Source organism: Spirochaetota bacterium (assembly GCA_026414805.1).
Taxonomy (GTDB): Bacteria; Spirochaetota; UBA4802; order UBA4802; family UB4802; genus UBA4802.
Window position 1 is genome coordinate 1 of record JAOAIH010000004.1, and the last position, 22,533, is coordinate 22,533.

General features: G+C 36.9%; 23 protein-coding genes and 1 pseudogene. All 24 read left to right on the top strand.

Annotated features, from left to right (window positions below; all coding sequences use genetic code 11):
- The coding region (locus N3F66_01510; protein ID MCX8122825.1) for a hypothetical protein at nt 1-2,441 on the top strand (2,441 nt) is incomplete at its 5' end.
- A gap of 64 nt (nt 2,442-2,505) precedes the next feature.
- Complete coding sequence (locus N3F66_01515) at nt 2,506-3,417, top strand: DUF115 domain-containing protein (GenBank protein ID MCX8122826.1); 912 nt, start codon at nt 2,506-2,508, stop codon at nt 3,415-3,417.
- Nucleotides 3,414-3,602 carry a flagellar FlbD family protein gene (locus N3F66_01520; protein ID MCX8122827.1) on the top strand — a complete coding sequence of 63 codons (189 nt, stop codon included), beginning with the start codon at nt 3,414-3,416 and terminating at the stop codon, nt 3,600-3,602. Before N3F66_01515 ends, N3F66_01520 begins: the two co-directional genes overlap by 4 nt.
- Nucleotides 3,603-3,689: 87 nt before the next feature.
- A complete protein-coding gene (locus tag N3F66_01525; protein MCX8122828.1) occupies nt 3,690-4,469 on the top strand; it encodes a motility protein A in 780 nt (259 codons plus the stop codon).
- Nucleotides 4,469-5,248 carry an OmpA family protein gene (locus N3F66_01530; protein MCX8122829.1) on the top strand — a complete coding sequence of 260 codons (780 nt, stop codon included), beginning with the start codon at nt 4,469-4,471 and terminating at the stop codon, nt 5,246-5,248. The genes N3F66_01525 and N3F66_01530 overlap by 1 nt, the downstream gene beginning before the upstream one ends.
- Before the next feature lie 209 nt (nt 5,249-5,457).
- On the top strand, nt 5,458-5,994 hold the full coding sequence (locus tag N3F66_01535) for a flagellar basal body-associated FliL family protein (GenBank protein ID MCX8122830.1): 537 nt from the start codon (nt 5,458-5,460) through the stop codon (nt 5,992-5,994).
- Between the two features lie 81 nt (nt 5,995-6,075).
- Nucleotides 6,076-7,128, top strand: coding sequence for a flagellar motor switch protein FliN (gene fliN, locus N3F66_01540; protein MCX8122831.1), 1,053 nt, complete (start codon nt 6,076-6,078; stop codon nt 7,126-7,128).
- Nucleotides 7,129-7,202: 74 nt separating this feature from the next.
- Complete coding sequence (locus N3F66_01545) at nt 7,203-7,958, top strand: flagellar biosynthetic protein FliO (protein MCX8122832.1); 756 nt, start codon at nt 7,203-7,205, stop codon at nt 7,956-7,958.
- 6 nt (nt 7,959-7,964) lie between these two features.
- Nucleotides 7,965-8,759: a flagellar type III secretion system pore protein FliP gene (fliP, locus tag N3F66_01550; GenBank protein MCX8122833.1), complete on the top strand. Its 795-nt coding sequence runs from the start codon at nt 7,965-7,967 to the stop codon at nt 8,757-8,759.
- A gap of 9 nt (nt 8,760-8,768) precedes the next feature.
- The gene (fliQ, locus tag N3F66_01555) at nt 8,769-9,041 is read left to right on the top strand and encodes a flagellar biosynthesis protein FliQ (protein ID MCX8122834.1); all 273 of its coding nucleotides are present in this window, start codon (nt 8,769-8,771) and stop codon (nt 9,039-9,041) included.
- Entirely contained in the window at nt 9,041-9,820 is a 780-nt protein-coding gene (gene fliR / locus N3F66_01560) for a flagellar biosynthetic protein FliR (protein MCX8122835.1), read from the top strand. The genes fliQ and fliR overlap by 1 nt, the downstream gene beginning before the upstream one ends.
- Entirely contained in the window at nt 9,817-10,974 is a 1,158-nt protein-coding gene (flhB, locus tag N3F66_01565; GenBank protein MCX8122836.1) for a flagellar biosynthesis protein FlhB, read from the top strand. The genes fliR and flhB overlap by 4 nt, the downstream gene beginning before the upstream one ends.
- Nucleotides 10,975-10,991: 17 nt before the next feature.
- Nucleotides 10,992-13,074 (top strand): annotated as a pseudogene (flhA, locus tag N3F66_01570) (flagellar biosynthesis protein FlhA).
- Nucleotides 13,075-13,101: 27 nt separating this feature from the next.
- Nucleotides 13,102-14,409, top strand: coding sequence for a flagellar biosynthesis protein FlhF (gene flhF / locus N3F66_01575; GenBank protein ID MCX8122837.1), 1,308 nt, complete (start codon nt 13,102-13,104; stop codon nt 14,407-14,409).
- An 11-nt stretch (nt 14,410-14,420) separates the two neighbouring features.
- Entirely contained in the window at nt 14,421-15,299 is an 879-nt protein-coding gene (locus N3F66_01580) for a MinD/ParA family protein (GenBank protein MCX8122838.1), read from the top strand.
- Between the two features lie 112 nt (nt 15,300-15,411).
- A complete protein-coding gene (locus tag N3F66_01585) occupies nt 15,412-15,960 on the top strand; it encodes a hypothetical protein (GenBank protein MCX8122839.1) in 549 nt (182 codons plus the stop codon).
- 18 nt (nt 15,961-15,978) lie between these two features.
- A complete protein-coding gene (gene whiG / locus N3F66_01590; protein ID MCX8122840.1) occupies nt 15,979-16,779 on the top strand; it encodes an RNA polymerase sigma factor WhiG in 801 nt (266 codons plus the stop codon).
- 58 nt (nt 16,780-16,837) lie between these two features.
- Nucleotides 16,838-18,814, top strand: coding sequence for a FapA family protein (locus N3F66_01595; protein MCX8122841.1), 1,977 nt, complete (start codon nt 16,838-16,840; stop codon nt 18,812-18,814).
- A gap of 24 nt (nt 18,815-18,838) precedes the next feature.
- Nucleotides 18,839-19,150, top strand: a complete 312-nt coding sequence (locus N3F66_01600) for a hypothetical protein (protein ID MCX8122842.1) — start codon at nt 18,839-18,841, stop codon at nt 19,148-19,150.
- 17 nt (nt 19,151-19,167) lie between these two features.
- Complete coding sequence (locus tag N3F66_01605) at nt 19,168-20,010, top strand: hypothetical protein (GenBank protein ID MCX8122843.1); 843 nt, start codon at nt 19,168-19,170, stop codon at nt 20,008-20,010.
- A gap of 37 nt (nt 20,011-20,047) precedes the next feature.
- Nucleotides 20,048-20,908 (top strand): protein-glutamate O-methyltransferase CheR, encoded by an 861-nt coding sequence (locus N3F66_01610; protein MCX8122844.1) that lies wholly within the window; start codon nt 20,048-20,050, stop codon nt 20,906-20,908.
- Entirely contained in the window at nt 20,898-21,377 is a 480-nt protein-coding gene (locus N3F66_01615) for a chemotaxis protein CheD (protein MCX8122845.1), read from the top strand. Before N3F66_01610 ends, N3F66_01615 begins: the two co-directional genes overlap by 11 nt.
- Before the next feature lie 14 nt (nt 21,378-21,391).
- Nucleotides 21,392-22,258, top strand: coding sequence for a YicC family protein (locus N3F66_01620; protein MCX8122846.1), 867 nt, complete (start codon nt 21,392-21,394; stop codon nt 22,256-22,258).
- Nucleotides 22,259-22,279: 21 nt separating this feature from the next.
- Nucleotides 22,280-22,531 (top strand): DUF370 domain-containing protein, encoded by a 252-nt coding sequence (locus tag N3F66_01625; GenBank protein ID MCX8122847.1) that lies wholly within the window; start codon nt 22,280-22,282, stop codon nt 22,529-22,531.
- Nucleotides 22,532-22,533: the final 2 nt, after the last annotated feature.

Consider the following 22,533-nt stretch of genomic DNA (forward strand, 5'->3'; position numbering starts at 1 on the left):
CTTCACGATATACATGTGGCAGGGTATGCTTTCCAAATTTGCTAATGCCGATATGGGCAATTGAGGGCTATCCTGTGCTACAGGAATCCAGTGCAAAGCCATGGGGTAGGCTTAATGCCAATTATACCATGATGGTTCTAAGGCAGGAAGTGTATTCAAAAAACCTTAAGGACATATCGCAGGCAAGTAGTTTCCCCCGGGATTGGCCTGCAGGAATGGTACCGTATCTATACGGGGGACTTTTTGTTGAATTCTGTATACGTAATTATCCTGAAAAAAATTTCAGTGAAATATTTAAAGAAAATGCAGATAATATCATACCTTTTTTAATGCAAAAAAATTTCAATGATGTATACGGGGCACAAGTGTATCAACTATGGCATTTATGGCAGAAAGAATTAATAAACGAGATGAATTATAAAATATCGGAAATTAAAAAACGTGGGATTTCGGATTATACAGTATTGACTAAAACAGGCTTTTATACAAGTTTTCCTCGATTTGATAACGATAATATTATTTTTGTTTCTATGACAAATAGAGAAAAGCCATCCCTTATGAAATATGATAGTAAGTTAAAAACGTTTTCGCGTTTGGCATTTGTGAACATGCCTAATAGCCTTTGTATTAGTAATGATAATATAATTGTAAGTGATTTAGAATATTATCAATCATTTGATTTGTTCAGAGATGTATTTGTGTATAATACCACTTATTCCCAAAAAACAAAGGGTTTGCGTGTTCACTACATTGAACCAGTTAAAAATGGGTACATAGCCATTATATATGATAAGGGCACATATTCTCTGGTACAACTTGATACTTCATTTTCATTACAAAAGTATTTTATACGCAATACACCAATGCAAATTTCATATTTACGGGTTTTGCCCGATAGCTCTAAAGCAGTGTTCAGCATTGTGCATAATGGGTTTAGCGACATTGCACTGTATGATCTTGCTACGCAGGAAGTAGTACTTCTGACTAATGATTCATATGTAGATATACATCCAGCATTTCATCCTGATGGCAAACGAATTGTCTTTTCATCCGACAGGGATGGCGTGTTTAATCTGTACGAAATAAACCTTGTTACCAAGAAACTATCTCGTATAAGCAATGTTGTGGGCGGTGCGTTTTTCCCCGACATAAGCCCTGATGGCACTACAATTGTATTTTCTTCATACGAAGCCAATGGATATAACATTGCACTGATGCCCTATAAAGCCGGGCAATCACAGGAGCTATCGCCACAACCATTTACTATACAACATAATGAAAAAAAAGAATTAGCACAACAATCTTATAACCCACTTTATTCTGTGTTTGCGCCCTGGTGGTGGCCATATCTCTATACCGAAGAATTGTATACAGATAAATATGACAATCATGTAGGTTTTTATACGTCGGGTAACGATACGTTGTACCGGCATAGTTATTCGTTGGGGCTTGATTATGCATTTGTACAAAAAAGGGTAACACTTGCTTTTGATTATATTTATTCAGGATTGTATCCTGATGTTTTTATTGGATATACAGATGAAAGCATTTTGCTTGATGATACATTCCCATGGGAAGTGCCGGACGAAGTGTCTTACGTGCGAAGAACCATGGAAAAAAAGCTGGCAACAGGGATTTCACTGCCATATCAAAAATTTTATAACTTCAATCAACTGGTTTTGTATTATACCTATGAAAAAACAATGATTGATGAATATTACAGGAATGTAGGAATTATTACACATGATACAGTGCTTGCTGCAGCCCATGCGGCTTTTTTACATGATGCTACATACACAGGAAGCTGGTCAGTAAGCAAAGAAAATGGGATGATTGTAGAAGCGTATGCTGATATGTACCATGCCAAGCTTGCTTCAGATGTTTCGTATGCTAAAGTACGTGGCGGTGTGTATTATTTTATAAACGGTTTTAGCAATGATGTAGTGGCAGTGATACTTCGTGGTGGGTATGCACATAATGCACCATATTATCTTTATCCGTATAATGTGGGGCGGTATGCCAAAGGGGAAAGCCAGAGCATCCCGTATGATGAAGATGCATACAGCATGAGGGGTTTTGCCAAGGATGCATATTATGGTAACAGGCTTGCAGTGGGTGTTGTTGAGTATCGTATTCCATTATTTCAAAGGGATATTGGGTACAAGATGATGCCTCTTATGTTCAGGGATATATGGTTGACACCATTTGTGGAGTATGGCAATATATGGATTAATTCAACATCCTTTGATGATTTTAAGTACAGCGTTGGAACACAGCTGCATATACGCTTTACCGCAGCCTACTGGGCTGATATTGAAGGGTTTGCTGGCATAGTTAAGGGATTTGGCCAATATGGTGAAGTGCAGGTTTATTTTGGCATAGCGACAGTTATGGAAGGTGCTCTAAAGCAGCACAATACCATCCAAAGAGTGATACATTAAAGTGAGATTTATAAAAAAGCGATAACTATTTGGATATGAAATATATTTCTGGATTTAAACCATTATGAATACTGAAAGCCTTTATCAGGCATTAAACCAGGGTTTATTACAGGAGCGTTATGCAATAATACACCGCAATATAGCAAAAAATAAAGTATTAATAGAAAAATGGGGAGGGTTGCAGAAGGTTGTTTCGCTTTTATCAGGCAAACATGTTGTGGTGTGTGGTGCAGGTAGTAGTTTGAGTGAAGCCATAAAGGTGTTAAAAAAATATCAATACAGAAAAGATCTTGTTATTATTGCTACTGATATGGCTTACCGACCGTTACTGCTTGGTGGAGTACAACCACATTTTTCCATTTCATGTGAAATTATGCCTGTTTCATATTATGCTTTTTTGCCAACTTCATCATGTCATCTGCTGGCATTTAGCGGTGTAAGTGCTAATACCCTCTCCACATGGAAGGGAAAAATCAGCTTTTATAACTGGATGATATATGAAAAACCCTTTGATGCATTATGGAAGCTTGCAGGGGAGCATTTAGGGTACGTGGCCACAGCCAGTATTGTAACAACGCAGGCAATATCGCTGGCATTGGGCTGTTCTATTGCTTCGTTAACAATGGTAGGTAATGACCTGGCTTTCAAGGATATCTATTACACACAGAATACCGTTGTAAGTGAAAGGTTTATGCTCAATTACTGCAGATATTCAACAGCCAATTCAAATGATTATGCAATGATTCATAAAAAGAAAATGTACATGGTTAAGCGCAGAGAGTCGATATATTATACAGACCACCAGTTTTTAGCAGCAAAACAGTGGCTGGAAAACCTTTTTACCAGGGTTTCGGTGCCTGTATATGATTGCAGTATCCCTGGCTGTAGCGAAAACAGGGTTGTCAAAATGCATATCAGCAAGGTTATGGGGACGATATATCCTGAAAAAAGAATTCAAAAGCGAGGAAAAAAATGATCACATTGCATAAAATTAATGGTGAAGAATTTATTCTGAATGCAAATCATATAGAGACAATAGAAGCAAAACCTGATACAACCATAACACTAATTAACGAAAAAAAATATCTGGTAAAAGAAACAAAGGATGAGGTATTAGCAAAAGTCTATGAATATTATAAAAAAGTACTAACACAGAAGTAATTATTGAATTATTTTAAAATTTTAACCGAAAATTGTTAATAAGAATACATGTATGAATTGAATCCCTTTTAGGAGGGCTGCAAAATTATGGATCTTGCTACCGTTATAGGGTTAATAGTTGGTTTTACAAATATAATAATGGGAATAATTTTTGCAAAAGGCAATCCGTTGCTTTTCTTTGATATACCGTCAGTATTTATTACAGTAGGTGGTTCGTTTTGTGCACTGCTCATATCCAATCCATTAAGTAAAGTATTGGGGATATGGAAAGTAGCAAAGCATGCATTTTTTCCGCCAAAATACAACCCCAATGAGCTGATAATCACATTAGTATCTTTTTCTGAAAAAGCACGTCGTGAGGGTTTGCTGGCCTTAGAAGATGACCTTGATGAACTTGATGATCAGTTTTTACGCAAAGGTATTCAGCTTGTAGTTGATGGTACTGACCCTGAATTGGTGCGACGTATAATGGAAACAGAGCTTGAAAATATAATGGCTCGCCATGATGAAGGAAAAAAGCTTTTTGATGACTGGGCCACCTATGCTCCGGCTTTTGGTATGATTGGAACGCTTTTGGGTCTTGTTCTTATGCTGGTAAATATAGAAGACAAATCGGCAATTGGACCTGGTATGTCGGCTGCTCTTATTACTACATTTTACGGTGCTATCATGGCATACCTGGTTTTATATCCAATTTCGGCAAAACTTGGTTATATTAATAACCAGGAAATCTTGATGAAGCTTATCATGATAGAAGGGACTTTATCAATTCAGTCCGGTGATAATCCAAGAATAGTTAAGGATAAACTTGTTTCATTCTTGGATCCAAAGATGAGGGAAGCTATCACTAGTGAGGTTGGAGATTAATGGCAAAAAGAAAAAAATTAGAACTCCCACCGCCACCACCGTGGCTTACCAGCTGGGGGGATTTGAATACGCTCCTTTTGACATTCTTTGTCATGATGTTTGATATTTCACCAATCATTGGGCAGGATTTTAATCTTGTTTTGTCTTCTTTTAAAGGCTCCCTTGGTATGATGCAGGGTGGATATTCACTTGCTCGAGGCAGAATGGAGGAAATTGGCCTCAATATGCTCAACCTACCTTCAAGCGAACAGGGAAGAGCTCTGGCAAAGATGCTCAAACGAGCGGTTGAAGCGTTTAAACCGGAAATACAGGCAAAAAAGGTAAGAGTGCGTGAGGATGAAAGGGGGCTCGTTATTACTCTGTCAAGTGATGCATATTTTGAAGCAGGAAGTGCAAAGCTTAAAGACGATATTATTCCAGTATTGAAAAAAGTTGCATTAATCATAAAATCGATGCCTAATTATGTGAGAATAGAAGGCCATACCGATAACAGGCCTGTTCCACCACGAGGTCTGGAAGAAGGATATGCCACTAACTGGGAACTGTCTTCAGCACGGGCGGTTAATGTGTTGAGATATCTCATAGAAGAAACTGGTGTTAATCCAAAACAGATGTCCGCAGTTGCATTTGGTGAGTACAGACCAATAGACGATAATAATACTCCAGAAGGCAGGGCATATAACCGAAGAGTTGAGATAGTTATATTAAGAGATAAAGGTATTGCTGAGCCAACAACACCAGAAATTGCAAGGCCATTACCAGATGAAGAATGGCGGTAGAATGGAGTAATAAAAGGATTTTATAACAAAATGATGAAAAAAATTGATACATTTTAGTGACATAATCATAAATTAATTGACTTTTTTAATTAATATAGTATTATGTCGATAAATTTAGTATAACAATTAACCAACAATGTTTGTTTAGATTTTATTGATGTAATACTAAATACTTAATGAAAATAAAACTTGTTGGTGAGGTATAGCGCATGGGTGATGAAGAACGGGTCAATGTTGAGGAGATAGAGGAGCAGGAAAAACCTGAGGAGGCTAAAGCTGCTGGTGCCTTTGAGACTTCCCGGATAATAAAGATTTTACTGTATGTAGCGGGTGCTATATTGTCTATTTTTATCATCATTGGCATTTCATATCTGGTTGCCAAATATGTACAGGAACAGCGTTACCAGCGTGAGCAGGATATAGTTTTGGCTCCTCCTCCGCCACCGTTGGCTCATTTTGATATGCCATCGTTTTCTATCACTACCAATGACCCGGAACCACATTTTGCTAAAATAACAATATCATTAGGGTATGAAGAAAACGTTGAACTGAATGCAGAGCTGGTTCAGCGCACACCTCAAATGCAGCATGTGGTTAATATTCTTTTACGTGATAAATCGTATGAAGAATTAAATTCGGTTGAAGATACTGTTAATCTTGCTGAAGAAATTAAAGCTCATATAAATGTTTTGCTGCTAAAAGGTAAGATTAAAGAGGTATATTTTAGAGAATTTGTTGTAAATTAGCGTAATGTTTTGTATTATTAATTTATGAAGTTAATGTGTTCTGAATTTTATGCGTAAGAATTAATAACACTGGAGGAAACAATGGGTGACGGTTCATTGTCCCAGGATGAAATAGATGCCCTGTTGCAAGGCGCTGATGATATGCTGTCGGGCACAGCACGGGTGCCAGCTGGAGATTTTGCTCCTGCACAGGCTGCATTATCGCCAGTAGAAAGAGAAGCAGTAGCTGATTTTTTGAACAGCAGCATGGGCAGTGTAATGCCTGCATTGTCTGGTTACTTGGGAAAAAATATAATTATAGGAAATGCGCTAGTTGAAGTTAAAAACGCTGATCAAGTGCGTGCAGATTTTCCAAAACAATATGTACAGGTTGTAGTTAACTTTTCGGGTGGTGTAAACGGCAGAAATGTAATTTTGCTGTCAATGAATGATGCTGGTGTTATTTCATCTTTGATGATGGGTGACGATACAGGGGCTCCACCTGCAACACTGACGGATGCTCATCAGAGTACATTGCAGGAATTTGTAAGCCAGATGCTATCTACAATAGCTACACAATTAAGCAATAAAATTGGAAAAGGAGTTAACACAACTGCACCTGATTTAAAAATTGTTCAGGGGAATATTGATGTTCCTGGAACTCCTGATGTGGTAAAGGTCACATACAATCTCACAATACAAAATTTAATTAACTCCAAGATGTATCACTTGATGAATATTGAACTTGCAGGTGAAATTGCGCGTGGTTCGTATGTACCGCAGATGCCGCAACCAGAATATAGGCCGGAACCATCCCAACCACGGACATCGCAGGTTGGGATAAGCCCAGTGAGGTTCCCTCCTTTAGGAGAGGGGTTGCAGTCAATACCGACTGGTAATATTAACCTGTTGCTTGATGTACCAATGACTCTTACAGTAGAGTTGGGAAGGACACGGCAACTGGTAAAAGACATATTAGGTTTGGGTGAGGGTTCAATTATTGAGCTTGATAAGCTGGCTGGTGAGCCTGTTGATTTACTTGTTAATGGCAAACTTATAGCGCGTGGTGAGGTTGTTGTTATAGATGAAAATTTTGGCGTACGTGTAACTGATATTGTAAGCCCGGCTGAACGTATTGCAAAAATGCAGTCGTAATATAATCGTTTTCAATTTTATGCAAAGATATTCGGTGGTGTATGACACAAATAATTGGTGTACATAGGAGTAATATGAAAAAATTTTTTTACCAGAGTTTTTTATTATGTCTCATTTTTATATTATGTCCCATTACTATGAGCTATCGCCAATATGAATATATACTCTTTGCAAAAGAAACAAAATCTGTAAAAGCGGTGAAAAGTGAAAAAGACAACATAAAACAAGACAACAAGAATGAAAATGCAGTGCAGGAAAATGCTTCTGAATCAGGTGTAGCAAAAGAAGCTGAAAAAAAAGAAAATGAACCACAGAAAGGTGATTATCTGTATAATTATGAAGAGCCACAGGTTGAAGAAGAGTCGTATGTATGGCTGATTTTTAAGACCATTTTTGTGATGGGTGTGCTTATTGCAGGTTTTTACTACTTTTTTAAATTTATCACCCAAAAAGTTGCAATTACAGCAATTGGGCAGGAGGTTATTACTATATTGTCTGTTGTACCGTTAGGCCAGAATAAATTTTTACAGGTGGTGGATATTGCAGGAAGGGTGTATGTGCTTGGTGTATCAGATAATAATATAAATCTTATAACTGAGATAAAAGACAAAGATGATATCGATAGAATTAGATTGCTTAGTTCAAAATCAACTCCGCCAAAGCAGGGCGGATTCCAGGAATATCTTTCCACACAGTTGGGGAAGGTACTTGATAAAATGAAACATGGAAAGCCACAGCAGCGTTTTCATAGCCAGGAGCGGACGGTACATGATGATGTTATTTTGGCTTACCGTCAGCGTTTAAAAAAATTAAATGGTGATGATGTGTAAGGTGTTATGAAAAAAGTTTTAGGTAAACATATAATCATATTTCTTCTTTTGACTGTTGCAATTGTAGTTATTGGTGCAGCGTGTATAGATGTTGCATACGCTCAAAAAGCTGGCAATGTGCGAATGCCTATACCAAAAATTGGATTTGATATTGAAGAAGCAAAAACACCTAAAGATGTTTCGCTAAGTTTGCAGATTCTGTTTTTACTCACTATTTTAACGCTGGCACCTTCTATTATCATGATGATGACCTCATTTACTCGGGTTGTTATTGTGCTTGATTTTGTTCGCCGTGCGCTGTCTTTGCAGCAGATGCCACCTACACAGGTTATTGTGGGACTTGCAATTTTCCTCACCATATTCATTATGTCGCCTACACTTACTGAGATTAATGATAAAGCATTGCAGCCTTATTTGAAGGGGCAGATCAGCAACGAAGAATTTTATAACAGAGGCATGGAACCATTGCGCAAATTTATGCTGAAACAAACGCGCAAGAAAGACATCGCACTGTTTATTGAACTTGCAAAATTAGAGCGTCCAAAAACTGAGGATGATATTCCTACATATTGTCTTATACCTGCCTTTATGATAAGCGAACTGAAACGTGCATTTGAGATGGGGGTATATATCTTTATTCCTTTTATTGTTATCGATATGATTGTGGCAAGCGCTCTTATGGCAATGGGCATGATTATGCTGCCACCTATTATGATATCGTTGCCTTTTAAAATAGTACTTTTTGTGTTGGTTGATGGATGGAATCTACTTACCTATGAGCTGGTAAAGTCATTTATGTAGGAGAAGATTATGACTGATGTTGAAGTAATAAAGCTTTTGCGTGAAGCACTGATGGTAACCATGGTTGTTTCGGCACCAATACTGGGGATAGGCATGTTTGTGGGTTTGATTATATCAATTTTTCAAACAACAACATCAATACAAGAGCAAACACTTACCTTTGTTCCAAAGATTATTGCTATCTTTGCTGCACTGATACTTTTTGCAGCATGGATACTTCATACATTGGTAGCATACACTAAAGGATTGTTTATGATGATATCTAAGTTGGGTGCCGGATAATGGAATATTTTGTATATCAGTTTCAGGCATTCTTTCTGGTGCTTGTGCGCATGACAGCAATGATGGTGATTGCTCCATTTTTTTCAAGTGGGGCTATTCCTTTACTTATGAGGGGGGCACTTTCATTCTTTGTTTCGCTTGTAATATTTCCGGTTCTGTCAATAAGCAATGCAGCTTTCACTGGTAATATGGGAGTGTATTATCTCATGGTTATTCAAGAGATAATAATAGGATTATACATCGGATTTCTTGTTAGCGTCATTTTTTCTGCGTTTCAATTGTCCGGGCAGTATTTTGCAGTGCAGATAGGCTTTGGCATCAATGAAGTAATTGACCCTCTTGCGCAGGTTTCCATACCGCTTGTAGGTCAGCTTAAAAATATTATTGGACTTTTAGTATTTCTGGCAATTAACGGCCATCACTTTATGATCAAGGCCATTTTCAGGTCATATGAACTAGCTCCCGCCTTTGCGCTTAAAGGTGAAAGCGTTGAGGCATTTTTAAAATTTTTAGCCCATGCATTCAGCGGTATGTTTGTGATAGCGCTTAAAATTTCACTACCAATAATAGCCGCAGTATTTTTGGTTACAGTAAGTTTAGGCATACTTGCAAAAGCTGCACCGCAGATGAATATAATGATGCTTGGCTTTCCATTTAAAATAGCTGTTGCATTTGGGATGATGATTTTAGTTTCGCCATTGATAGTCAGGGTGATGAATGTTTCCTTAGAAAGGACATTTCAATTTATTGTGAAGGTAATAAAATACTGGCCAGTATGAAATGGTATACTGACATACTCGATGAGGTGCTTCTGCTTGAATTCAAAAGTGCGATAGTATTTAATCTTCAGCTTTTTGCTGCTGAGGATGAAGGCAGGACCGAGGAGCCTACCGAGAAAAAGCTGCGTGAGGCACGCGAAAAAGGGCAGGTTGCTAAAACCGAAGAATTGCCTCAGGCTCTTGTTGTTATCTTTGCTATGATTACTATAGTTGTGTTTTGTGGATTTATCTTTGAAACAATTATACGAATGATGCGCTACTATCTTACAAGTTTTTCACATTTTCAGCTTACAGAACGCAGTTTATTTCATGAGGCGATAGCAACCGGCATTGAATCCTTCAAGATACTGTTGCCAATATTTGTTGCCACAGTGATTGCAGCATTGCTAGGAAATATTGCACAGGTTGGATTCCAAATTTCAACGCATCCGCTCAAGTTTGACCTTTCAAAGATAAAATTTGATCCTGCAACAATGGCACGCAAGATGTTCTTTTCGCGCCAGGTTGCAATGAACCTTTTCAAATCAGTATTCAAGGTAGTGGTTATTGGCTTTGTTTGTTATCTGGTAATTGTAAATGATTTTGAAGAGTTAATTAAAACGCCTGATATTAGTGTTGGCCTGGCATTTCAGAATATCTCAATAATTGCATTAAAGATAATTATATGGTCAACAGTATGCCTGCTTATCCTTTCAATCCCTGATTATATCTTTCAGAAACGTGAATACATAGAGTCGTTGAAAATGACCAAGCAGGAGTTGAAGGAAGAATGGAAGGAAACCGTTGGTGATCCGCATGTACGTGCACGGTTGCAAGAGATGCAGCGCGAACTTATTATGCGCAACATGATACGGGAAGTACCCAAAGCGGATGTAGTGGTAACCAACCCAACACATTTTGCTATAGCTATGAGGTACCAACCTGAGGCAATGTATGCACCAATGGTAATAGCTAAGGGTGTTGATGCAATGGCATTAAAAATACGACAGATTGCAGTAGATAATAATATACTGATTATAGAAAACAGGCCACTTGCTCAAGAATTGTATAAACGGGTGGAAGTGGGAGATATTATCCCTGAAGATTTATTCTACGCTGTTTCATTGATATATGCAGAAGTTTATAAAAAGCGAAATTATAAAGCAGCAATATAATTATTAGAGGGTAGTGTATGGCAGAACAAACATACGATCTTTCTTGGATGCAAAAAAGCGATATTCTACTTGGTATTGGTGTAATTGCAGTTGTTACCATGCTGGTAATTCCTCTGCCCACTTTCCTGCTGGACTTTCTAATGGCAATAAGCATTATGCTTGGTATTCTGATATTGCTGGTAGTAATGTATGTGCCGCGCTCCTTTGATTTTTCGGTATTTCCTGCTCCTGTCTCTTATTACCACTGTTTATAGGCTGGCACTCAATGTGTCGTCAACTCGTTTAATCCTGTTACAGGGTGCAGCATTTGATGGTAAGATTATCCGCACATTTGGCGAGTTTGTAGTTGGTGGCAACTACGTCATTGGATTTATCGTGTTTGTTATCCTGGTGGCGGTTCAGTTTATTGTTATCACCAAAGGTGCAACACGAACAGCCGAAGTAGCAGCCCGCTTTACTTTGGATGCAATGCCAGCTAAGTTGATGAGTATTGATTCTGACCTTTCCAATGGCATTATCAATGAAGAAGAAGCATTGCGCCGCAGGCGTGAGGTACGTAAAGAGGCCGACTTTTATGGTGCAATGGACGGTGCATCAAAGTTTGTACAGGGGGATGTCAAAGTTGGTATTATCATTACAATAGTGAATATAGTAGGTGGGTTTATAATAGGTATGGTAATGCGCGGTGAAAGTTTTGATGTAGCAGTGCATACCTATACATTATTGTCGATAGGCGATGGCCTTGTTGCTCAGATCCCATCCTTGCTGATTACAACAGCAACTGGTATTATCGTTACCCGTGCGGTATCAGAGGATAGCTTAGGGAAGGACATATCAGTGCAACTTGGCTCGCAGCCACGTGCGTTGATGTTAACAGCTGCTGCTTTAGGACTGTCTGCAATNATTCCTGGTTTCCCCAAGATTACGTTAATTTTACTAGCTTTGGGTATTGGAGCATTGGGATATCTGTTGAAGCAGACTGAAGAAGAGCAAATGGAAAAAACAAAAATTGAACAGAAAGAAGCTGCATTAAAGACTCATAAACCAGAATCTGTGATACCGCTCATTCAGGTTGATCCGCTTGAAGTTGAAATAGGGTACAGCCTTATACCACTAGCAGATCCAGACCAGGGTGGTACATTGCTTGACCGAATAACCAACATACGCAGACGCAGTGCACTTGAAATGGGACTTATTGTGCCACCTATACGAATACGTGACAATATGGAACTTGCACCACAGGATTATTCTATATTAATTAAAGGTGTTGAAGTTGGGCATGGCAGCCTGCAGGTGGGCAAGCTTATGGCAATGGATCCTGGGACAGTGGAAGAAAAAATTGAAGGTGTAGAATTTACCGAGCCAGTATTTAATCTTAAGGCAATATGGATTGATCCTGATAACAGGGACATAGCTGAACGACGTGGATATACAGTTGTTGATTGCCCAACCATTATTGCAACGCATTTGACAGAGATAATACGCAGGCATGCAGATGAAATTTTGGGCAGACAGGAGGTTCAACAGCTTATTGATACCATTAAGAATGACTATCCAGCAGTTGTGAATGAACTTGTTGGTGATAAAAAACTCAGTATTGGAGAAATACAAAAAGTATTGCAGAATCTACTGCGTGAACGTGTTTCAATCCGCAATATGGTTACTATTCTTGAAACACTTGCTAGCTATTCAGATTATACAAAAGACATAGGACTTTTAACCGAATACGTACGTGTTGCCTTGGCGCGCCAGATATGCAGGGAGTATGCTGATAAAAATAATACACTATCGGTGATAACGGTGGATCCTGAGATAGAAACAATAATTCGTTCATCAATTCATGAGGACCCGGTTGAAGGAAGAATTGTGAGTCTTGATCCTGACACGCACAGGGAAGTACTTGATAGTTTATTGAGTTCATATTCAAAAGCGCGAAGCGCAGGTTTTGCCCCTGTATATCTAGTATCGCCACACATTCGTAGTGTATTGTTCACATTACTGGAGAGGGAAGTTCCTGACCCGGTTGTTTTATCATATAATGAAATTGTGCCCGAAATCAAAGTCAATGTTATAGGAACAGCGTTATTGCGGGCAGCATAATACTTTTAAAAAGCGAGGTGTTTTACAATGAGATATGTAAAAATTAAAGCACGCACCTATAATGAAGCAATGATGAAATTGAAGATGGAACATGGTGATGATGCAATACCAATAAGCCATAAAAATGTAAAAGAGGGTGGACTGTTTAACACGGGGTTGTTTGCACGTGATTTTGTTGAGTTAACAGCAGCAATACCCGATGTTAAGCCTGCTAAATTGAAACCAAAGAAGAATATTGATCTTACAGTTGGAGCTAATGACAACGTCAACGAGCTTTTAAAACAGGTAATAGAAAAACCAGATATTGAACCACTTAAAAAATCCCACGCAGGGCTAGAGCAGCTTTTGAACCAGAGCATAATACAATCAAAGAGAGAGGGTGAGGTTAAGAATGTTACTAAACCAGTAGAAGAATCAAATACAGATGCAAAAGACACTTCATACATGAAACTTGAAAAGGAATTTAATGAATTAAAAATGTTATTAAAAAATCTGATTGAGACAAAACAGGAAAGAGCTGCTGCAGATATATGCCTTGAAAGTGGGGATAGTTATTTTAAACCGTTTAAGGAAATTTTGCGTAAAAATGATATGGAAGATGAGGAGTGTAATAAACTTTTAGACGAAGTTAGACGTAATGTCAGTACCGAAGATATGAAAGATAAATTCAAAATAGAAAAAACATTGCGCGAACTACTTAAAAGCAGGATAGTAGTAAGCGGACCAATTGATAGAGGTAAGCGAAAGAAAGTGTTAATGTTTGTTGGCCCAACTGGAGTAGGCAAAACAACTACTATGGCAAAATTGGGAGCGATTATGTCGCTTCGTCAGGGGTTAAAAGTATCGTTTATTACTATTGATAATTACCGGATAGCTGCTACTGAGCAGCTTAAAAAGTATGCTGAAATAATGAGAATACCCATTCATGTGGTTACTGAACCAGTTGAATTTAAAGAAATAGTTGAAAATGAAAAGGCTGACATTATAATGGTGGATACATCCGGAAGAAGCCACAGGAATGATCTGAAAATTGCAGAGATCAAAAATTTTGCTGATAATTGTAGTTGTGAAATCATAAAAATTCTGTGTGTCAGTGCTAACACAAAACGCAGTGACTTGGTTGATGTGTTCAAAGCTTATGATATACTTCACATTGATAGTGTAATAATTACCAAGGTTGATGAAACATCATATATTGGTAATGTTATATCTGTAGCCGATAAATATAATAAGCCTATATCGTATATCACCAATGGGCAGGAAGTGCCAAATGACATTGCGATTGCCGACCCTGACATGATGGTGAATATGATACTGGAAACAACAATGCGCTAAGGAGGATTCCCTTGGATCAGGCTGCAAATTTACGGCGTTTGGTAATAGAAAACAATGCAACCCGAAGAACTAAAACAATAGCCATCACTAGTGGTAAAGGTGGTGTGGGTAAAACAAGCGTGGCTGTGAGCCTTGCCATTGCACTGGCTAAACGCAATTATTCTGTAACACTGTTAGATGCTGACCTTGGTCTGGCAAATGTAAATGTTGTTTTGGGGATAATACCAAAGTACAATCTTTACCATGTTATTAAAGGTAAGAAAAAATTAGAGGAGATAATTATTGATGTTCCAGAAGGAATAAAGATAATTGCAGGCGCTTCGGGATTTCATCAGCTTGCAAATTTAGATGTTAAACAACGTGAATATTTTATTAAGGCACTATCGGAACTTAATGATGACGACTATATGATAATTGATACCGGTGCAGGTATTTCGCAGAACGTTTTGAGTTTTTTAGTTGCTGCTGACGAAGTGATAGTTGTTACAACTCCTGAGCCTACTGCAATAACGGATGCATACGGAACAATAAAAGCAATCGCAGCAAATGATCCTGAAAAAACAGTAAAATTATTGGTAAACAGGGCACAGACAGTGACAGAGGCAAAAAAAGTAGCTCAGAGAGTAATAAATATAGCAGGGCAGTTTTTAAATATCAAAGTAGATAATTTAGGATTTATTTTTGATGATATGTATGTGGCAAAATCAATACGAAATCAAAAGCCGTTTATAGTAAGCTATCCAAAATCAAAAGCTTCAACGTGCATTGAAATTATAGCTGACAGGGTTGCCAATATTCAAACTGATATGGAAAAAGGTACTGGAATGTTGAGCTTTTTCAGGAGATTTTTTGGACATTATGAATCTGATAACGAGGAGGGCACATTATAATATCTTGTACAAGCGGCGGAGTTAATTATTACTTGAATTAATATACATTTAGCACTATTATTTAAGTAATGATGATTTTGTTATATTTAAGTGAAAGGGCTATGGTTGTAAAATGCTGATAAATGATAAAATAATGGGGCTTTCATTAGAAGTAAGGATAGCAATAATTTTTGGTATCATAGCTTTTTTAATTTCGCTACTATTTGGAATTATTGTAGGCAACAAAATTGGCATTGTATTTACCAGAGTCCTTTTTTTTACAATTTTGTATGCAGGTATTGGGTATGCTTCACTTTTAATAATAAAACGGCTTGTACCTGAGATGTATGAAATATTGAATCAATCTTTTGGGTTTTCAAGAAAAAATATCAGCCAGGAGGAAAATATTACAGTTAAGCCTGATGAGAGTAGTAATATAAAGGAGGGAGGCGTTGCTAATCAGGATTATGGTGCTGGAACAGTTTCATCGGAAACTCAAGATACAACATATAGTGAAGCTTTTACACCACTTGAAGCAAAAGATTTTACAAATTTAAGTACAAAAGACAGTAAACCAAAAAAAATGGGAAAGCACATTGTATTGGACGATAAGAAGATTCAGTATGAACCAAAAATAATGGCAGAAGCTATACGAACTATGCTCAAACGTGATAAGGATTAATTTAAATAACGAGGTTGTATGGCAAATAAAAAATTTAAGGAATTTGATGCAATTGATGAAGATGAACTTTGGAAACGATATGCCAAGACTCAAGATCAGGCAATAAGAGACTATTTTGTGATTAAATATGCACCTTTGGTAAAGTATGTTGCTGGAAAAATTGCTATGGGGATGCCAAGTTCTATAGAGTTTGATGACCTTGTTTCGTATGGTGTATTTGGATTAATTGATGCAATAACAAAATTTGATCCTGAACGTGGTATTAAATTCAAAACATACGCAATGACACGAATACGCGGTGCAATTTTTGATGAATTGCGTTCAATAGACTGGATACCTCGTTCAATACGGCAAAAGGCCAAGCAAATTGAGCAGGCTATTGCAGACCTTGAAAACAAATTGGGAAGAACTGTTGAAGACGAGGAGATTGCTAAAGAGTTGGGAATCACTGTTGAAGAATTTCAATCATTACTCAATAAGCTCAGCGGCACAGCGATGCTATCATTGAATGATATATGGTATGTGGGCGATGAAAATGATGAGCTATCGATACTGGAAACTCTGGAAGCACCCGATACGCTGAATCCAGATGTTATGATAGAAAAGGAAGAAATTCGTGATTATATTGTTGATGCAATAAAAAAATTGCCTGATAAAGAAAAAAAGGTGATAGTTCTGTATTATTATGAAGATCTTACACTTAAGGAAATTGGAGAAGTTCTTGAGGTTACCGAAAGCCGGGTATCGCAGTTGCATACTAAAGCTATTATGCGATTACGAGGAAGATTGGGGAGGATTAAATCAAATATTGTTGGATAAATTGTAATTAAGGGCATATGCCAGATAATTATAAAATGAATCTCTGGATATTAGTATCATGAAGAAATTAAAAGATCTGATGAAAACAATACAGGATGATGAGTCATCCGAAAATGAAATAGAAGTGTTAGCTGATTCTGTGAAACAGGCACTGGAACTTGCTGCTACTGAACTTGGTGTTGATATTTCAGAGCTTGATTATCAGATTTTGGAAAAGGGTACATCAGGGTTCATGGGTATTGGAAGACAGCCGTATCGGGTTTTGGTACGCCCAATAATCTCTGAAAAAGAAGAGGAAGAAGATTTTAGAGCGATAGAACAAAAACTACATACCATACCAGAAGCTGACCTTACAATTAAAGATGTACCAAAGAATGTTGATGGTTCTGCAAAAATACGAGTTACCAAAACAGGTATATGGTTGACAGTAACTCCACCAAAAGGAAGTGGCAGACGTGTAGACCTGTCAGATGTTACAAATAAAATATATGCATTGCGCATCCAAAATGCGGATATGTCAAAAATAGAAAAAGAAGTGCGCAATCCATCAGGCAAACCTATAAAAATAGGTGATTGGATTCCAAATCCAGAATATGATGGGACAATGACTGTTGAGATTACTGATGATGAAATGAAAGCATTTGTTCATTTTGTTCCACCACGATTTTGCGGACGACATATGGATGTTGATGATGTTGTTGAAGCTTTGAAACGTGCAGGAGTAGTAACAGGTATAAAAGAAGAAAGAATTGCCCAATATCTTGAAAAAATGGATTACAGCCAGCCTCTCCTTGCAGCGGAAGGAACTCCACCACGTCATGGACGTGATGCATATATAGACTACAAAGTAAGAATTGATAAGAGTGGAATTCAGTTAGAGGAAGATGAAAAAGGAAGAGTTGATTTTAAGGATCTTGATTTACTTGAAAATGTTGTTGTTGGACAGGTGCTGGCAGTAAAGGTGCCTGCTGAGGAAGGGGTGCCGGGAAGAACGGTAACAAATAGAATCATTCCTGCCCGCTCTGGAAAGGATATTCAGATAAAATACGGGAAGGGAACAATATTGTCACAAGATGGCACAGAGCTAACTGCAGAAATTAATGGGCAGGTAGTGTACCAGAATGGTAAACTCAGTGTTGAGCCTATATATGTTGTGAAAGGGGATGTTTCCACCGAGACAGGTAATATCGTATTTTTGGGTTCTGTTATTGTCAGTGGGAGTGTGCAGGATAATTTTACCGTAAAGGCTGCTGGCAATATTGAGATTAAAGGTACTGTACAAAAAGCAAATCTTGAAGCTGAAGGAGATATTATTATACGCCAGGGTATAATGGGTAGGGAAGGAGCACGGATAGAATCAACTGGTGGTTCTATTATAGCTAAATTTATACAAACAGCAACGGTAGTAGCCGAAAAGGATGTGATAGTTGCTGAAGGTATTGTTCATTCCAATGTGGATGCAGGTAACAGAATTATTTGCAATGGAAGACGAGCCAGGATAGTTGGTGGATTAATTAGAGCTGGAGAGGAGGTCAATTCCAAGTATGTTGGGTCTGATTCATTTACTAAAACAGTTGTAAGAGTTGGAATGAATCCAAAAGTGCTCCAGCAACTTACAGAGTTGGAGGAAAACAAGCGAACTATTTCCGAGGAGTTTGATAAAGTAAGAAAGGATGTAACAACACTTACTGTACAAAAAAATAATGCTGGAGGTCATTTGCCAAAAGATAAGGAAGAGCTTTTAGGCAAACTTGTTGCTCAAAAGCAAAAGTTGGAGCAGCGGCTCAATGAAATTAATCTGTCGCTGGAAGAATTGAAAGCGTATCTTAATATGCTAGAGCAGAAGGGCAAAGTATGTGTTGAAAAGACCATATTCCCAGGGGTAGAAATATATATTAAAGATAAACGTTTTAATGTTAAAGATCCTTACAATTATGTGAAGTTTTCTCTTGAAGGAGCTGATATACGACTTTCTGAGTATGAACCTCCAGATTTGGGTGAAGCACAAAAATTAATGATAAGGAGGAGAAGGTAAGAAAGTTTTAACTGGGAGAAAGTTATGGCAATCAAACCAATAGATTTGCAAACCAACATAGCCCAGATGATAGAAGTGGCTAGAGGAGAGCATGCAAGAAATGCTGCTGCAGTTGAACAGCAACATATATTAAGTAAGGAATCTCAGGAAAAGGCTAATATTCAGAAGGAAAAGGTTGAAGAAAACAAAAAGGCAGAAAGAACAATAATTTTAAACGAAGAAAAACAGTTTAAGAAGGGGAAACAATTTCAAAAAGGAGAAAAGAAGGAAAAACAGGAGCAGCCTGAAATACCAGAAGATACAAAAATTGGAAGAATTATTGATGTAAAAAAATAAAAAAGGAAGTATGCGCAATGCAGCTTATTATTCTTATAATGGTGAATATTTTAATAGCATCTATATTTTATCTTATTATATCGCTTAAATTAGAGCGTTCAGCCACAGAATTCCGCTCAAAGAAGTTACGAAAAGAAATGGAAGAGCTTATCAATGAATTTAATCATACGGCTGAACGTAATTTATCTTTGCTGGAATATAAAATTAATATCCTCCGTGAATTGCTAAAAAAAGCTGATGCATTACCAACACTTGATATAACCATTAATGATGATGAAAAAATAGCAGGTGCCAAAAAAACCAAAAAGAGATCAAGCCAAAAAATAGAAGATAACGATTCTGCATTGCACCCCAATAAAATGAGCATGCAATCAGTAAATTTTGAAACCCCTTATGATAGTAAAAAACAAACTGTTAGAGAATCAAATAATAATACATTATTATATCTTCAAAAAGAAGCTAACAGCTCTTTCCAGGAAAACAAATCACAACTTCCTACTGTTAAAGAACAATTAGCAGAAATAGGGAAAATTATTTTTTATAGATTGCGACAGTATATTGAAAATAAATCTGCTAAAAAAGCAAATAATTCTATTAATCAATATGTTGAAGATTTATCCAATACTGCTATTTTGGATTATGATGAACCTCAAGAACAATTTCGTGGAAATTCAGATATGGCTATAAGCACTGCTTTTGATGAAAATGAATTGATGGCACTTTATCGGAATGCTGACGACAAATATTTGATGATTGCAAAATTGTATAGCCAGGGTTGTTCTCTACAGTTACTATCGAAAATTTCTGGAATTCCGGTTGGGGAGATATCGCTTATTTTGAATCTTTCAATGAAAAAATAATGGTTTATTCTATTGTTTGTTTGCAAATTGGTGAGGTATGATTGATTTTTCAAATATCAAGAGATTAACAGAGGATGAGTTTAAAAAATTTGCTAAGTTAATATATGATGAAAGTGGGATTTTTTTAAAAGATTCCAAAATTACACTTTTATCAAACAGGTTACGAAAACGATTAAAGGCATTAAACCTTTCAGAATTCTCAGAGTATTATAATTATATTACAAATCTTAAGGATAAAAGCAAGGAAATTGAAGAGTTACTGGATGTTGTATCTACCAATGAGACGTATTTTTTTAGAAATGAACGCCAGTTTGATGCTTTAAAAGATTTTTGCATACCAGAAATTATCAAAAAGAAAAAAGAAAAAATTTTGAAGATATGGAGTGCAGGATGTTCAACAGGCGAAGAGCCTTATACAATAGCTATCTGTGTTATGGAATCACATGTCATTTCAAGTGGTTGGAATGTTTCAATTATTGCTACTGATATTGCCCCTTCAGTCCTTGAGTTTGCGCGTATAGGCAGATATACAGGAAGACGCATTGAAAAGGTGCCACCTGAAATTTTAAAAAAATACTTTACACAAATGCCAGATAATCCTGAAGTGTATGAGGTAAAGGATGAGTTAAAAAAGTTGGTTTCGTTTTCATATCTCAATCTGTTTAAAAACCCTTATCCTCAAAATATTGATATAATATTTTGCCGTAATGTGATGATATATTTTGACCGGGTACGTCAAAAAGAACTTATTGCAAATTTTTACAAGGTACTTAATCCATGGGGATACCTTTTTATTGGCCATTCGGAAACATTGCATGCATTGTCTGATGATTTCCAGTATGTCAAGATCATGGATTCGCCTGTATATGTTCCCAAGGAGAAAATAAATGGATTTTAAACTTATTACTGTTCCAATAGCCGATTATAAAGTTTCAAAATCTCCAGATATATTGCGTACAATATTAGGTTCATGTGTGGGAATATGCCTGTATGATCCTGAAAACAAGATTGGTGGACTTGCCCATATTATGCTACCGGAAAATAATGATAAATCAACAAATCCAAAGAAATATGCTGATAGTGCGATAGCTCTTATGATAGAGGAATTGTGCAAAAGTGGTGCAAATGCCGAGCATTTAGTAGCAAAAATTGCAGGTGGTGCATCAATGTTTAAAATGCCTGAAAATTCTTTTATTGGTTCAATAGGCATAAACAATGTACATAAAGTGCGGGATGTTTTGAATGAATACCATATAACGATTATTGGCGAAGATGTGTTTGGTGATTATGGTAGAACGGTTGATTTTTTCCTGGAAACAGGGAAGCTAAAAATTAAGTCATTAGGCCGTGAGGATAAAGAAATATAGAGTGAGTGTGGATTATGGAAAGTATGACAGGATATTCGTTTATTGAAAAAAGTACGGAACAGTTCACTTTTTCAATTGAAATTAAAACCTTAAATTCTAAGTACCTTGAAGTATATACAAATATCCCAAAAATACTGAAATCCGAAGATAATGCTATTACAAATTTACTTAAAAAAAGTTTTGAAAGAGGTAAGGTAGAATGTACTATTGATATTTATGATTGGGTTGAATCTCGACCAGTTCATATTGACACTAATGTATTACTTAAATATTATAAAGAAATACATAGCTCTCTTGCAAAATTAAAAATACCAGCTAATTTTTCAATTGATGCTTTATTACAACTTGATGGTGTAGTGCATAAAGAAAGGACAGTACTTTCAAAAAAATCAAAAGAGGATATTTATAATACTTTGGAAAAATCAATAGAATTAGCAATTAAAATGCGACAGAAAGAAGGTAAGTCCATAAAAAAAGATCTAGAACTATCCCTCAAAGTGATTGAAAATGCATGCAATGATATTCAGAAGCTTGCAAATACAGTTGTAGAGTACCAGTTTAAGAGATTAAAAAAGGCATTGGAATCATTATTGCACAGCAAAGTTGATGATAACAGGATTTATACTGAGATAGCAATATTAGCGGATAAGCAGGATATAAATGAAGAGCTGTCACGGCTAAAAGATCATATGCAAAAATTTAAAGATATACTGTTATCTGAGGGGCAAAAAGGTAGGCAACTAGATTTCCTTGCGCAGGAAATGTTTAGGGAAATAAATACAATTGGTTCAAAATCAAACAATGCTTATATAGCGCATAAAGTTGTTGAAGTTAAAAATCATATTGATAAGATTCGGGAACAATGCAGGAATATTGTGTAATCTGGGGAGAATTATAACACAATGAAATCGACTACACTAATAAACATTGGCTTTGGCAATGCTGTTGTAGCTGAACGAGTAATAGCTGTCATTACCCCAATGTCTGCTTCAGGTAAGCGCTTACGTGAAGAAGCAAAAGAAAATAACATGCTGATAGACGCAACTCATGGACGAAAAACGCGTGCTATAATTATAATGGATAGCAATCATGTAATATTATCGGCAATGCAACCGGAAACTATCGCAAACAGATTAAATCAAAGTGAAGAATAGGT

Coding starts and splice junctions, on each gene's coding strand:
- fliQ (MCX8122834.1), top strand. CDS start 8,769: ATGACTGATGTTGAAGTAATAAAGCTTTTGCGTGAAGCACTGATGGTA.
- fliN (MCX8122831.1), top strand. CDS start 6,076: ATGGGTGACGGTTCATTGTCCCAGGATGAAATAGATGCCCTGTTGCAA.
- flhB (MCX8122836.1), top strand. CDS start 9,817: ATGAAATGGTATACTGACATACTCGATGAGGTGCTTCTGCTTGAATTC.
- whiG (MCX8122840.1), top strand. CDS start 15,979: ATGGCAAATAAAAAATTTAAGGAATTTGATGCAATTGATGAAGATGAA.
- N3F66_01520 (MCX8122827.1), top strand. CDS start 3,414: ATGATCACATTGCATAAAATTAATGGTGAAGAATTTATTCTGAATGCA.
- N3F66_01515 (MCX8122826.1), top strand. CDS start 2,506: ATGAATACTGAAAGCCTTTATCAGGCATTAAACCAGGGTTTATTACAG.
- N3F66_01615 (MCX8122845.1), top strand. CDS start 20,898: ATGGATTTTAAACTTATTACTGTTCCAATAGCCGATTATAAAGTTTCA.
- flhF (MCX8122837.1), top strand. CDS start 13,102: ATGAGATATGTAAAAATTAAAGCACGCACCTATAATGAAGCAATGATG.
- N3F66_01535 (MCX8122830.1), top strand. CDS start 5,458: ATGGGTGATGAAGAACGGGTCAATGTTGAGGAGATAGAGGAGCAGGAA.
- N3F66_01605 (MCX8122843.1), top strand. CDS start 19,168: ATGCAGCTTATTATTCTTATAATGGTGAATATTTTAATAGCATCTATA.
- N3F66_01530 (MCX8122829.1), top strand. CDS start 4,469: ATGGCAAAAAGAAAAAAATTAGAACTCCCACCGCCACCACCGTGGCTT.
- N3F66_01545 (MCX8122832.1), top strand. CDS start 7,203: ATGAAAAAATTTTTTTACCAGAGTTTTTTATTATGTCTCATTTTTATA.
- N3F66_01525 (MCX8122828.1), top strand. CDS start 3,690: ATGGATCTTGCTACCGTTATAGGGTTAATAGTTGGTTTTACAAATATA.
- N3F66_01595 (MCX8122841.1), top strand. CDS start 16,838: ATGAAGAAATTAAAAGATCTGATGAAAACAATACAGGATGATGAGTCA.
- fliR (MCX8122835.1), top strand. CDS start 9,041: ATGGAATATTTTGTATATCAGTTTCAGGCATTCTTTCTGGTGCTTGTG.
- N3F66_01585 (MCX8122839.1), top strand. CDS start 15,412: ATGCTGATAAATGATAAAATAATGGGGCTTTCATTAGAAGTAAGGATA.
- fliP (MCX8122833.1), top strand. CDS start 7,965: ATGAAAAAAGTTTTAGGTAAACATATAATCATATTTCTTCTTTTGACT.
- N3F66_01610 (MCX8122844.1), top strand. CDS start 20,048: ATGATTGATTTTTCAAATATCAAGAGATTAACAGAGGATGAGTTTAAA.
- N3F66_01625 (MCX8122847.1), top strand. CDS start 22,280: ATGAAATCGACTACACTAATAAACATTGGCTTTGGCAATGCTGTTGTA.
- N3F66_01600 (MCX8122842.1), top strand. CDS start 18,839: ATGGCAATCAAACCAATAGATTTGCAAACCAACATAGCCCAGATGATA.
- N3F66_01620 (MCX8122846.1), top strand. CDS start 21,392: ATGGAAAGTATGACAGGATATTCGTTTATTGAAAAAAGTACGGAACAG.